Source organism: Flavobacterium sp. UBA6135 (assembly GCF_002428305.1).
In the GTDB taxonomy this organism is placed as follows: domain Bacteria; phylum Bacteroidota; class Bacteroidia; order Flavobacteriales; family Flavobacteriaceae; genus Flavobacterium.
The window spans coordinates 21,849-36,854 of the sequence record NZ_DIVJ01000017.1 but is presented as its reverse complement, the minus strand read 5'-3'; the positions used below and the strand labels follow the sequence as shown (position 1 = coordinate 36,854).

The 15,006-nt window shown below is 36.1% G+C and carries 3 protein-coding genes; all 3 read right to left on the bottom strand.

The annotated features are described in order from the left end of the window. Positions 1-71 precede the first annotated feature (71 nt). The 3 genes from B3L86_RS05085 to B3L86_RS05075 all read right to left on the bottom strand — a co-directional run bounded on the left by B3L86_RS05085 (position 72) and on the right by B3L86_RS05075 (position 14,740). Positions 72-4,223, bottom strand: coding sequence for a fibronectin type III domain-containing protein (locus B3L86_RS05085; RefSeq protein WP_291115808.1), 4,152 nt, complete (start codon positions 4,221-4,223; stop codon positions 72-74). Between the two features lie 151 nt (positions 4,224-4,374). Beyond that, entirely contained in the window at positions 4,375-7,659 is a 3,285-nt protein-coding gene (locus B3L86_RS05080) for a GEVED domain-containing protein (protein ID WP_291115805.1), read from the bottom strand. 139 nt (positions 7,660-7,798) lie between these two features. After that, positions 7,799-14,740, bottom strand: a complete 6,942-nt coding sequence (locus B3L86_RS05075) for a T9SS type A sorting domain-containing protein (RefSeq protein WP_291115802.1) — start codon at positions 14,738-14,740, stop codon at positions 7,799-7,801. Positions 14,741-15,006: the final 266 nt, after the last annotated feature.

The window sequence follows — 15,006 nt, the reverse complement described above, 5'->3', positions numbered from 1 at the left end:
CGAAAATGTTAGAAATATAAAAAAACCGCCCATTTTAAAGGCGGTTTTGTAAGAAAAAGTGATTTTTGAAATTAATTTTTAATCACTTTTATTGTTTTTGTTTGATTGTCTGAAGTGACTTTAACCAAATAAGTTCCATTAGGCAAACCTGACATATCAACTTGACCATGGGTAGCATTTGGTTTTATTTCTAAAACTTGTTGCCCTAAAAGATTGTAAATATTCAGATTTGAAATAATATTGCTATATGCAAAATTAAACACATCTCTTATAGGGTTTGGATAAGCTCTAAAAATTGAAGAATCAAAAGAGCCTGCACTTAAGTCCTCTTCAATATTAACAGTAAAGTCTAAAGTAACTCCCCAACTTCCGTTATAACAAGGATTTGGTGTGGTGTTAAAATTAGCATCTCCTGTTGACATTCTCATTTTATGAACTCCTAAAGTCGCATCAGCAGGTATCAGAAAAGAAGCATCGTATACTGTTGGATTGTCAGCAGAAGAAACTCCTGAAAACACCAATTCATTGGCATCGAAAGTTAAGTTGTCATTGTAATCAATCCAAACAAATGTATTATAAGCATAACCTGTAGCATAGGAAACTTGTAAATTTGCAGTAGCTCCCTGAATTAAATTAACTTGAGTTGCCGAATGATCAAAATAAGTAACATCAGGTGTTACAAAATTAGTTGCACCTAACAATACGTTTGTAATTCCCAATCCATCATTGTTTGGTGGAGCAGAGACACAATAACAGCCATTTACTGCGGTGGTATATGATTGTTCTAAACAACCGGTTGCATCACCATTTGCATTAAAGGGTACAACTCTGAAATAATAGGTTGTATTAAAATTACCAACATGATTATATGTCAATCCACTTACAACAAAATCATCTAACACCTCTGAACCTCCGGGTGTTGTTCCAATACTTAATTTATATCCATCAGACCCAGAAGAAGCCTCCCATGAGATAGAAGTTCCCTCATTACCACAGTTCGCGTTAATTGTTGCTGTTATATTGGTAGCACAATCCGGAGCAGTAAGAGGAATAGTTTGCACTTCAAAATCATCAATGAAGAAGTCTAAATCTTGACCTTCTGTTACAGTTCCGCTAGTTCCATAAAAAGCAAATTTAACTGCATTAGTATTTACTAAAGGAATGTTGTAGGTTTTAGATTCGCCTAGGTGAGATGGTGTATTTGTAGCACTATACGTTTCTAAAATAGTCCAAGTAGCTCCTGCATCTGTAGACATCATGAAATATACAAAATCATCAGAACCCATTGTTGGAGAAGGACCGGAAGTAATTGGAGTAGTAGCAGCAAATTGAGTCGCTCCCACTTTATATTTCACTTGATAGCCACCTGTAGTTAAATCAAAAATTGGAGTTACCAGCCAACCTCTAATTGTTGTTGTATATATATTAATTCTAGCTGCACCTGAAGAGCCAGGTCCATTTAACCAACTGTCATTTATCCAGCTTCCGGCATTCGTACCTCCAGTAGGACCCGTTGTTTGATCACCTGTACCAAATCTAGTCCAACATAAAGCCTCTAAAGTTGCATTACTTGTATAGGTAGTAAAATCTTGAAGATAATACGGTACAAATGAAGCACAAGGTGTTGTAAATGAAGTAATAACTGTCCAGTTACTTTTATCAGAAGTACTACAAACTGATCTAACCCAAACATAATAAACTGTTGTAGGATTTAAGCTTGTTAAATTTGCAGTAGTAACTCCTGCTCCAACTGAACCAGTTGCAACGGCATCATTTGCCGGTTGTACATTACTTGTTGATAAATAATATTCATAACCTTCAGCGGGTGCTGTTGAAGGAGCTGTCCAAGAAATTGAAGCAGATTCAGCTAAAACACTTCCTATAACAACCGCAGATGGTTCGATACAGGTTGGAATTGTTTCCCAATAAACATCATCAACATAAGCAACAGTTGTTCCGCTTGGATGTCCCGGATTTTTAATGGCTAAACGTTTTACGCCAGCAGGAATTCCTGTTGGAGTGTATATGAATTGCTGAGCATTTGCCGCAGTGGTACCTGGTAATGAAATTTCCTCCAAAAAGAAGAATGAATTTACATCACTTGGGTCAGTTAAATAACCTAATTCAATAAAACGGTCAGTCCCTGATGTGCTGTAAGCTTTAAATCTAAGTCGATGCGTATTTGCTTGCAAATTTGATACTAAAGGCAACATAGCATATGTTTCTGTAGGCGTTGCACCTGATCCATTTGCAGACATAAACAGTCTATTTGCAGGAGATCCAGGAAGCACACTTCCTGTGGTAACATACGTCAAAATTGAAGAACCTCCTCTAGCCCAACAATCTGGTAAACTATTAGTTCCTGATGGATAGCTATCAAAATTTTCTTCCCATTCTGTTTTATCATCACATTGTGTTTTAAAAATGAATGGACCTACCCATGGGCTTAAAACATTTCCATCACAAACTGCTCTTACGTAATATTTATAAGACGTATTCTCTGTTAGATTAATTAGAGTATGAGGATTTGAAACACCTGAAACAATTGTTCCTGAACCTAATGTAAAATTTTGTAATCCCCATTGAATATCCCAACTAGTTTCAGAACCACCAGGAGTCCAAGTTAAATCAGCACTTGAATTTGATATTGAAACAGCACTTAAAGCAGATGGTTCTACACAAGTTGAATTAACTTCCCATTTTATATCATCTATGTAGATAGTAGTAGCCGTACCAGGGAAAATACTAAACACTAACTGTGAAACTCCTGCAGGAACACCTGTTGGTACTAAAGTAAACTCAACGGCTGTAGTAGCCGCAGTACTTGGCATTTGATAATCTTCTAAAGAGACAAAAGTTGATACATCAGCAGGATTAGTAAAATAACCTACTTGAAGAATTTTACCTGTTGCCGTAGCATAAGCTTTAAATTTAAATCTATGTGTATCAGCCTGCAAATTTGAGAAAGGTGCGACTAAAGCATAAGCAGTTGTTGTGGCAGATATGTTCATATATAAGCGATTGGGAGGTGACATAGGAGCCACACTTGCAGTTGTATTGTAAACGTTTGCAGAAGTACCAGCTCTTGACCAACAATCCGGTAAAGTTCCTACACCAGTAGTTAGCCCTTCGAAGTTTTGAAGATAATCTGACACTCCATCACATAATGTTTTAAAAGTCCCTGCTAAGTACCACTGACTCGTTTCTGAAGCACAATTAGATCTTAAAAACACATAATAGGTTGTGTTTTGAGATAAGCTAATGATTGCAGCATTGGTGTCCGTTGTAGTTGTTCCTGAGCCAGCTGGAATTGTATTGGACATTGAAACAAAATATTCATAAGTAGTTGGTGCAGGAGTTAATGCATTCCAGTTAATTGTTGCAGAATTCGTTGTTATATTAGTTGTAACAAGTCCGCTTGGCGGAGGACAATTAGGTATTGAAAATGTATAGGTCAATCCATTAGACGGAAAAATTAAGTTGTTCATTAAGATTGAACCTCCGGCATCAACACTTTGATTAGTTGCAGACCAGCTTGTTGTTGATGTTCGCGAATTGAAATTTGTAGCAAATGTAGATGGAGCACCTCTCAAACCAACTTGAAAAGTTTGAGCAGTATTTGCATTACTTACAAATGAACCATAAATAATTTTTACTTCATTAGATGTTTCAATCAACCGGATTTGGAAATTAAAATTATCCCCATCACCATTGGTTCCAAACTTTTTATAGTTTTTCCACTGCACAACTAACTCTCTATTTGGAGCTGTTCCGATAGTTTCAATACGTAAAGTTGCACCTACTTGAGCCTGTAAATCTTTACCCAACCCCGATACTCTAGCTGTTAAATCTTCCGGTGTAATAACAGCAACAGAACTAATTGGAGTGTATGCACTTGTTGTTCCATTATTAATTGAAGGCGTTAGAGCTGATTTACCTAACGAAATCCAACCATTTGCATTTACCGCAAATCGGTCATAAACCTCGCCGTTGAATGTAAAATCAAACCCTATTGAAAAACCAGGTCCCGTCAAGACAGTTCCTCCAGCCAAAACATCCGGATCAACAAATCTTTGATCATCGGTAGTCTCTGTACCAAGTAAAGTACCACCTGTAATTTCGGTATAGGTACTTGTAGATTGCGAAAATTCATAAACCCCGAGTTGGGAGTAAGAACTTGTGACTATTGTAATCAAAAACAATAGAAGAGTAATTTTTTTCATAAAGTTAAAGTTTTGAAAATTGAACAGTAAAGATAATGATTAACCCATTAATTTAACAGCAAATTAACGTTTAAAAAATCGAAAATAATAAAAAAACAAAAAACCACCTGAAAAATCAGGTGGTTTCTAAAAATTTATTGGAGAAACCTATTTAATTTTTAATAATCTTCATTGTTTTGACTTGATTATCAGAAGCTAATCTAACTAAATAAGCTCCATCTGACAATCCAGACATATCAATTTGTCCTTGATTTGCATCAATTTTAGAATTAATCATTTGTTGTCCTAAAAGATTATACACTTTTACATCAGAAATTACATTATTATATGAAAAAGAGAAAACATCTTTAACAGGATTTGGATAGTAGCTAAAGTTAGCAGAATCAAACCCTCCAACACTCAATGTTACAAAAGCAGTAACAGCAAATGCATCACTATTACATGAGCCTGCAGTACTTACGGCATAATAAGTTGTTCCATCGACCAAAACAGTTCCAACAGGTAATTGGTTTGTATTCGCCAAGGCATCTGCCTCAGTTGCAAACCATTTTATTCCAGTTCCAGTTACAATTAAATCTTCAATAGTTGCATCTGTTGTCAATGAAACGTTTATCGTTTGAACAGCATCACCTGTTGGAGTGCTTAATTCAGCAATAGTAATATCATAATCTTCAACTTCACCATAAGTATAGGAACTACATGGATCTATAGTGTTTCCAGTATTAGCATAAACCATTCTTACTCTCATTCTATGTAATCCAACAGGAGCATTACATGGAATTGTTATTGTAAATGTACCGCCTCCTGTAGTATTAATATTTGCCCCTGAGGCAGTAAAACCAATACGCTCAGACTCTTCAAAAGTTAGATTATCATTGAAATCTATCCAAACAGAAAAAGCTTGATTACTAAACCCAACAGTTGGAGTAATTGTATAGGTTGTCCCTTCCACTAAAGTTGCTGTTAAATTTGGTTGACCTGAGTAATAATGATAACTAGGAGCATCTGTACTAGTCCCAGAATTATGAGACAATGAAGTGCCATTTATTACAAAATTTGACATTAAATCACTAAATTCAACACCAGTAGTATATTCCGGAACACAATAACAACCATTAACAGCAGTTGTAAAAGAAACTTCTGCACAACCTACTGCATCTCCAATAGCATTAAAAGGAACCACTTTAAAATAATAAGTAGTATTAAAATTTCCGACAAAACTATAAGATGTTACGTTTAAAATTAAGTTATCTACTATTTCGTTACCACCTGAAGTGCTTCCAATAGTCAATTTATAGCCATCATTACCAGATACCGCATCCCAAGATAATTGAGTTGCAAAATTACCACAACTTGCATCAACTGTAGCCTCTACATTTGTTGCACAATCTGGAGCAGTAAGAGGAATAGCTTGAACAATAAAATTGTCTACAAAAAAGTCAACATCTACATCATCAACTACTGTTCCACTAGTACCATAAAAAGCAAATTTAACCGCCGATGATGTCGTCGAAGGAATATTATAAACCTTAGTCGTTCCTAAATTAGAAGGTGTATTTGTGGCACTAAACGTTTCTAAAGTTGTCCATGTGGAACCACCATCAGTTGACATAACAAAGTAAACAAAATCATCAGATCCCAAAACACCACCTCCTGCAGTAATTGGCCCCGATTGTGCATATTGAGTTGCACCAACATCATATTTTACCTGATAACCACCTGTTGTTAAATCAAAAACAGGCGTTACCAACCAACCTCTAATAAAATCAGAATAGATATTAATCCTTGCTGCACCTGAAAACCCATTATTTAACCATCCATCAGAAAACCAAGAACCTGAATTCGTATCACCTGTTGGCCCTGTTGTTAAATCCCCTTGACCATATCTACCCCAACATGGCAAAGAATCTGGATTAAAGTTAAAAGTTGAAAAATCTTGTGCATAATAAGGTGTAAATGCTGCACATGGCGTTGTGAATGTTGCCACAGATGTCCAATAACTATAATCTTCAACGGCACAAACTGATCGTACCCACACAAAATATTGAGTTACTGGAGTAAGATTTATAACATTTGCAGAAGTAATACCTGCACCAACAGATCCTGATGGTGTTGTTGTTCCTGTTGGTGCTGTTGAACTATTAGAAATATAATACTCATATCCATTAGCTGGTGGTACAGATGCAGCATCCCAATTAATTGTTGCAGTGGTTGCCAAAACATTAGAGGCCGAAACATCAGATGGTTCTATACATGTTGGAATAGCCTCCCAGAAGACATCATCAATAAAAATTGTTGTTGAATTACCCGGATAACCAGGATTTTTTATTGCTAATCTAACAGCCCCAACCGGTAAATTGTTAGGAATCACAATAAACTGTTGTGCACTTGCTTGTGAAGTTCCGGGTAGCGAAATCTCTTCCATAAAAACAAAAGAATCTACATCTGATATATTAGTCAAGTATCCTACCTCCAAAAACCTATCAGTACCTGTTGTACTATATGCTTTAAATCTTAACCTGTGTGTATTAGCTTGTAAATTAGACAATAGTGGTAATAAGGCATAAGAAGTGTTTGGTGTTGAAAAATCACTTGAATACATATATAATGCATTAGGAGCAGAAAAAGGTGTGCTCACTCCAAATCCTTCTACATATATAGTTCCATTACCACCTTTTTCCCAACAATTTGGTAAGGGTCCATTAAAACTAGCAAGTGTAGTGTCAAAATTTTCTGAAATTTCAGTAGCCGGCAAACAAACCGTTGTAAAACTGAACGGACCTGCCCATAAACTATCTTCAGTTGAGCATTTTGCACGAACATAAAATTGATAGGTTGTTCCTGGCAATAAGTTTATAACATCAAAATTAGCCGTTGCTAAGTTATTTTGAAACATACCTGTTCCTAAATCAAATCCAGTCAATCCATATTGTAAGTCCCATGCCGTTTCAGTTCCGAGAGGTGTCCAAAACATAGTAACTTCTGTTGTTGACAAACCATTTACCCCTAAAGATATGGGAGCAGGACAATCAGCTAACAATTGTATTGTTGTGACATGACAAATACTTCCACCATCACAAGCTGCACTATTGGTTACATGCAACCGCACTGCTGTTACTGTTATACTATTAACAACTAATGGTGAAGCACCATGCGCAATTGTAACATTATCTGTATCTGTTATCGTAACATATTTATCAACATCATCTGAAGTTGCTGTAAAAATATAATTCTCACCAATAACTAATCCATTAATTGTATTATATTCTGTAGAATATGTACACGTTGAAATGCTTTGTACATTTCCGGAATTATTAGAAGTTTCCGTTATATAGGGAATAGTATTTACACATTGCCCATTAGAAAAATAAGAAATACTCGCAAGTAAAAAGAGTAAATACCATCTTTTTACCTTAAAAAATGTAATTTTTTTCATAAAATATTGAGTTTGTGTTAGAATGCTAATGTAAGAAAAGAAACAAATCAACGTGCAAAAAAATTCAACATTTCAACAAATTTTTGTTATAAAAAAACCGCTTGATCTCTCAAGCGGTTTTAAGTTAGCTAATTAATTTTTAATTCTTTATCACTTTAACAATATGACTTTCATTTTCTGAAACCACTCTAACCAAATAAGTTCCATTTGGTAAACTGTTTAAAGAAACTTGAGCTTGTACGTCATTGTTTTGTTTTGTAATTACTTGTTGTCCTAACATATTAAACACGGTTACTTCACTTATTGTTTGTGAATAATTTAATGTTAACACATCTTGAACAGGGTTTGGATAGTAACTAAATTTAGAACTGTCAAATCCGCCAACACTTAAGTCAGCATCATAAGCAGAAACTAAGAAGTTACTGTTAGTAGTACCTGGTACTGCAACTCCATATTTCCAAACTGCAACATATAAAACACTTCCTGGCGTTTGACCTGTTAAGTTCAATAACGACATAAATCCATCACCGCTATCATCATCACAACCTACCTGTGTTAATGCACCACAAGAACCAGAATAAACTGTTACAACAGAATCTGTCATTCCGTTTGTAGTTCCACTTTTTGTTTCAATTGTCAAATTACCTGATGCAGGAACCACAACTGAATACCAAACATCAAATCCAAATTCTTCTTGACAAGTAGGAGTCAATCCCGCAGTTGTAGTTGCTCCTAAAATTGTTCCTGTTGTAGCATTTGCTGCAAAATTTAAACCTACTGTTAAAGGTGCTGCGTCTGCACACAAATCATTAGCTGGTGCTGGTGCTGGAGTAACTGTTAACACGCCGCTTATATAAGCAGTTCCGTCCCAGAAATTTCCTTGATTATTTGAATCAATACCTCCATAAACGAATGGTCCAGCATTTAATCTGAAACGTGTGGCATAATAATAAGTACCCGGTGCTAATGTTGCTCCAATTGTAGCTTCATATTCATCATTATTACTAACATGTCCGGAATTCCATGTTGCAGGAACCCATGTTGTCCATGTATTTGGATTGGTGTTTTGTCCAACTGGACTAATACCTACCCAAGCAGTAATACCGGGAGCTTGACCAACGATATTTGGTACTACATCTGTTAAACCAGCTTCATAAACTTGACCATAAACAGTTCCAGATCCTCCCTGATCTATGTTAATAGAAGGAGGCCATTGTAGACTCACATAGTCAGGTGCATCAGTTGAAGGAATTCCACAAATTATAGAACGTGTTCTTTCTACCATAGCATCTCCACATGCGGCATTTACATGGGTGTAGAATCTTATTTGACCTGTTACTGTTGAAACCCAAGTAACGCTTCCTGTTCCTGAAGCAAACACTGTTGTACCATCTGCATTTCCTATTGTTATGAAATCTGAAGACACTGAACTACTAAATGTATATGTCTGTCCAGAAACCACATTTATTCTAGAATATTCTCCAGCCCAACCTTCAGGTGTTACCTCGTTAACGGTTACACCATCACAAGTTGCCGGTGTTATAGGCCCTGAAGGCCATTGACCATATGTAGCTATTAAACAGCCTGCAATTGGACAATCTTCAGTTACTGTAACAGCAAGTCTACTTGTGCTTTCACATCCATTAACTGTTTGCGAAGCATAATAAGTTGCTCCATCAACCAAGGTAGTTGAATTAGGCAACACATTACCGCCAGTTGCTAAATCATACCATATTACATTGGTTCCAACAACAACTAAATCAGCCAAAGTATCATCACAAAAATCTTGAGCAGCATCTCCAGTTGGAGCTGATGGAGTTGGATTAACTACTATTTCAATATTTGCTGAGGTAGAACATTGCGAAGCTGATGTAACTGTTACAGTATAATTTGCAGTAGTATTACCTTTGAAATAAACCGTTGATGCATTGCTTCCTGCTATATAAGCAATAGTTGCTGGGGCATCTGTAAACAAATTAGTTGCCGGAGACCATACAAAATCATACTCCTCAAGTGTAGATATCAATAAGTTTGGTCGTAAAGTAGATGCTCCTGGTGTATTATTGGTACAAACGGTAGCATTATTGTCTTGTGACAAAAATGTGATTAAACCAGCCGCCACCGTTGTTGACTCAACAGAAATAGAGTTTGCGGATATTCCGCCACCATTATTATTGTTAAAACACGTCTCTATAAGTAAATTAGAAACACCATCCCACACTAAAGGTGTAGCAAAAGTAAATTCCATTGCTCCAGAGCCTGAAGGAGTATAATTTACGGGCCCAAAAACTTGAGTAGTAGCTCCAGCTATAAAGGTTGATGAAACTGAGCTTTCAGTAACAAATCCAGCTTTAATTTGAAAATCATTTAATACAATTGGAGTACCTGCTAAAGCTAAATAACCAATTTTATTTATACTTTCACCCGCTAAAACACCTAGTGCAGATAATTCTGCAGCTGTGTACAAAGCTTGTGTCTTGTTACCTCCAAAAAATCCTTTAAAAGGAGTTGACGCTGTATTAGTAGATGTTCCGCTTCCTAATTTACCTGCAACACCTATCTGCCCACCAGATACAGAAACTTGTACAACTTCATTTTCACACGTTTCAGCTGAAGTAGGGTTAAGAACCAATGTAGATGGTAAATTATTTACATTTACTTGCACATTAGTAGACGTTTGACATTGGCTTCCTGAAGACTGTGATGCTGTTAAAACATAATTGGTTGAAACAGAAGGACTAAACGACCAACCTGAAGTAGCATTCCCACTTACTCCAATAGATGGATTCCATACATATGTATCATAATCTCCAGCACCAGCTGTAATAGTTACAGCAGGAGTAGTTTCTCCATTACATATAGTTTGAATGTTTGAACTCAATGTAAACGTTGGTCCTGAAGTTACAGTTGCAATAACTGGAACTCTTGGAGAGGAACACAACAATTGACCATTTATAAAGAATCTAGGACGGTTTGAAGATGTTGGTGTAGAAGCACCTGATGTTGTAATTGCCAACATTTGAGCAGGTGTTAAATTATCCGCTTGATGATAAACTGTTGAAACAAATCCTACATTATCCACTTTCATAGTAGATGCTGTTGATGTTGTTGCAGCAGGTACTCTACTCCATGAAATAGATACAACCACATTGGAAGTTCCATCCCAAACAAATGGGGTAGAAAAATTTAATGTGTTCACTACATTAGCAGTAGGTGTAAATCCATTGTCTGCTTCAGACCCTTCAAAAACTTGAGTCAAACCACTACTAACAAAACTACTTGAAGCAACACTTTGCATAGTATGCCCAATAGAAACAAAAAATCCTTGATAAGTTTGACCAGAGGTCGTAGGTTCAAACCCTAAACTTGTAATAGGCCCTGGTGACAAACCTAAAGCTGCTAATTCAGATGCTCGAATTATATATTGTGTTTTTGCACCTCCCCAGAATCCAGGGAAAAACGAAGCTGCAACAGCAGATGAATTTGTTGCACCTGAACCTAGAGTCAATAGACCTGCAGTAGATGTTTGTGCAGCAGCATAAAAAGTAGTTGTAGTATTTATATTTGGAGTAGTGAAATTAAAACCACTACCTAATAAGTTTCCTGCGGTTGATGCATCATACCAACGAACCGTAGATCCTGAGGAAGCGGTTGCTGATAAATCTGCCTGACCTTCTCCACAAATAGTATCAGGAGTAGTACTTACTATTGAGTTATCAAAATCAACCATGATTGGGGTAGAAGTTGTACTTTGACTGCTATTAGTACACGTAACTACATTTTGGTAATAAGTTACCATAGTAGGAGTTACATTTAAAGTGCTGGATGTAGCTAAATCAATTGGAGTATAAGTTACTCCATCTGGAGAAGAATACCACTGATAAGTAATTCCTGTCCCAGCATCAGTATTTTGCAAGGATAAAGTAACACTTTCTCCTAAACAAATTGAAGTGTTTGAAGCAACCGTATTACCTGGTGCAGGAGCTCCCGTACAAGCATTAGAAGTTGCGAAGGATAAAAACCCAGCATAATCTACTTCGTTAACTGCCAGTTGAGATTGAATTGTATTTGGTGCTCCAGCAACAAAAGTATTTACACTTCCAAAAGGAGCACTGTAAACACCACTTGCAGAAGCTGCGTGTGCAATAACATTATCACTTAATAAAGTTGCATCTGCTAATCTCACATTTATATCATTAAAAGAACCAGTTGCTTTGATTGCCTCCCATCTTCTGGTATTAGATAAATTTGAAATTGATGCATCTGCGGTGCCAATGTTGCTATCAAAAGCTTCTACAACAAATCTAGAAGCAGCTGTTGTTGAAGGAGCCAACCAAGCTGGATTATAAGAACCTGCTTTCCCAACAGGAAATAAAACATAGTTAGAATTGGCATTAGCATCATTGATTGTTCTAACAATTGGACCATTAACATATGATGTTGCAGATCCTCCAGTTAATGTACCAGCTGCAGTAGCAGAACCGTGTACAATGTGACTTGCCAAAGTAGAATTCACCAATCCATTGGTCAAAGTTAAACCAACAGTAACCTCTAGAGGACCTCCAGCAATGGTTAAACCATTGGAATTATCTAAAAATAAGTTGGTAATACTTCTTGATGAAGGTATTTCAAAACCAGTAGTTCTCGGTGTTGTTTCACCTAAATATAAAACTGTATAAGTACCTGTTCCTAAATCAAAAATTGGTGAAGTATCAAAATTTCCACCAGGGTTTGTATTATTAGCTGTTCCAATTTGAACAGTAGCTGGTAAAGCCGCACCTGTACCTATAGTAATATTAGATGAACCTACTACACCACCTGTAAACAAGTTAACTCTCTGAGTTAATACAGGTGTAGAAATAGTCAATCCTAACGGATTACTAACTCCAACACCAGAGACTCTTCCTGTAAAAGATCCAGAACCAGAAACTGATTGTGCATTAGGAGAAAGCACAAAATTAATTCTAGATGATGAAGTAGTGGTTTCACTACTCAAAATAGAACCATTATTTACCAAATTCCCTTCTATCTGTAAAATTCCTTGATTTACATCCAAAGTTGCTCCAGGCCCTACCAAAACATTTCCTTTTGCTATTATAGCACCTGCACCATTAGCCACCTCAAAAATACCACCATTTAGGTTTATAGTTCCATTTACTTGTAAAACCCCTGAAGTAACAGTTCTAAACCTACCAGTCCCAGTATTATTTACCGTTAAATCACCTTGAATAATTCTTTGAGCAGTTGTAAAAGCACTTAAAGTTGCCGTAGAACCAGTTGTATTAACTATTAAATTTCCTAAAGACGGTGAAGTAGAAGTCAAAGAAGTTCCTGTAGTATTCCCATTTAGAGTTGCTGTAGCATTGGCTTCCCAAGTAGCTGCAGGAATATAATTTACAGTTGTACTGTTTTGATGTATCCAATTACTGCCATTTTCAAAAATCAAAGTAGCCACACTACCTACAAAGCCAGAAGTGCTTCCGTTTATATTTGAAGTAACAACCCCAGTTGATGCAACTCTAACTAAAGTCCCAGTACCTCCCGTAGTTGTGAAATTATTTGGAGTTGTTGTACCTCCAGATGCTGTATAATTACCTGCTATTAAACCTGTATTACCACTTCCCGTAAAAACAAATGACACTCTGTTATTTGCGTTAGTTAAATTTAGTGAACTTGCGTTTTCAATTACGAAGTCATCACCTGTACCACCTGAAATTGTCAAGACTCTAGTAGTAGTAATACTTGACTGCAAGGTTAAATTTGTATTGCCAGTAATTAAAAATTGACCTATAGTAAAACTTGCCCTATCAACAGAAATTGTTAAATCTCCACCCAGAGTAGTTCCTTCTCCATCAATTATATGTACATCGGTAGTAGACCATGCGACAGGTATCGAACCAGTTCCGTCGGCGGAAGTGTTCCAATTTTCAAAAGTATTCCACAATCCATTATTAGGCCCTACCCAATAATAAACAGCTGCATCAGATGTTGCTTGACTATTTGCTAAAGGAGTAGAAATGCCACCTTCAACCGAAGCATAAACTCTGTAAAAATAGGTAGTACTTGGCGATAAACCAGTTTGAGGTAAATTATATGCAGTTCCTGTTGTTCCTACTGAGGTTGAACTAACAAAAAAAGACTGTACATTTTGTGTAAATGCGGCATCAGTGGCTCTTAGTATAGCAAAACCTACTTCATTTGTTGTATTATCTTCCCAATTAACTGTAGTTGTTGATGGTGTTATTGCAGAAAATGTTAGATTTTGAACAGAACCCGTAATAGTTGTATTTGGTGAAAATCTAAAAAACCTTCTACTACCATCAGTTGTTGAATTTAGATTAACCATATCTGAGGTAGCTGGAAACGAAGTTGTAGTATAAGAAGTTACATTCCCAACAAATGCAGGCGTGGTATTTAATGTAGTTAGTACACCAACTGTACCAGAAGTGTTACTCGATGAAAAACCTACAGTATTAGTTTGAGCAGTGGTTGCATTGTTATACATCCTTCCATAGACCATTTCAATCTCATTGGTTCCTTCATACAATCTTAATTGGTATGTTGAAAAAGTAGTTGTTGCACCATTCCATTGAATCCAAACATCTTTCCATTCCAAAACCATCACTCTATTAGGAGCTGAACCGAACACTTTGTAATGGACTTTACCACTAATATCCGTTTTACCATCTACATTATTTACAATTATTAAAGGTAAATTTGCAGTAGCAGAACTAGTATGTCCACCAGTAAATACAGAAGCTCCTAATCGAACTTGCCCATCAGGGTTGCAGCTAAATTGACTATAAGGAACGCCCATAAATATGAAATCAAAACCAAGATTTTGAAGAATAGCGGTGCCGTAAACATCTACATCACCCCCATATATTTGGGTTGTAGCAGTTGCCATGTCCAAAGAATTACTATTCTTGTCCAAGGCTAAGGAAGCGTCCGTTCCAGTTACATACGCATAATTTGTAACGTTTTGAGCCAAAATATTTGGACTCAAACTGAAAAATAAAAAAAGAACCAAACAAGCAGAAATTCCTCCACTCGATGTGATTCTTTTTTTAAACCTTGTCATAACAGAAATAGATTTTCGTAATGACTCACAAGATTTTGTGTAAAGTTTAATCATATTAATAAAATTTTTTAATTATTGTTTATAAATGTAAAAATTTTATCAATACAACAGCAATATGTTAATAACTTTAATAAGTTAAAAAAATATGAAGCCAAAAATTGCAAAAATAGCATTTACTTATTTTCGAAATTTATAAAACTGTGAGCACCTCATGTACTATTACTTATTCAATCTATTTAATTCAAATTCAAACAAGTATCTCAAGT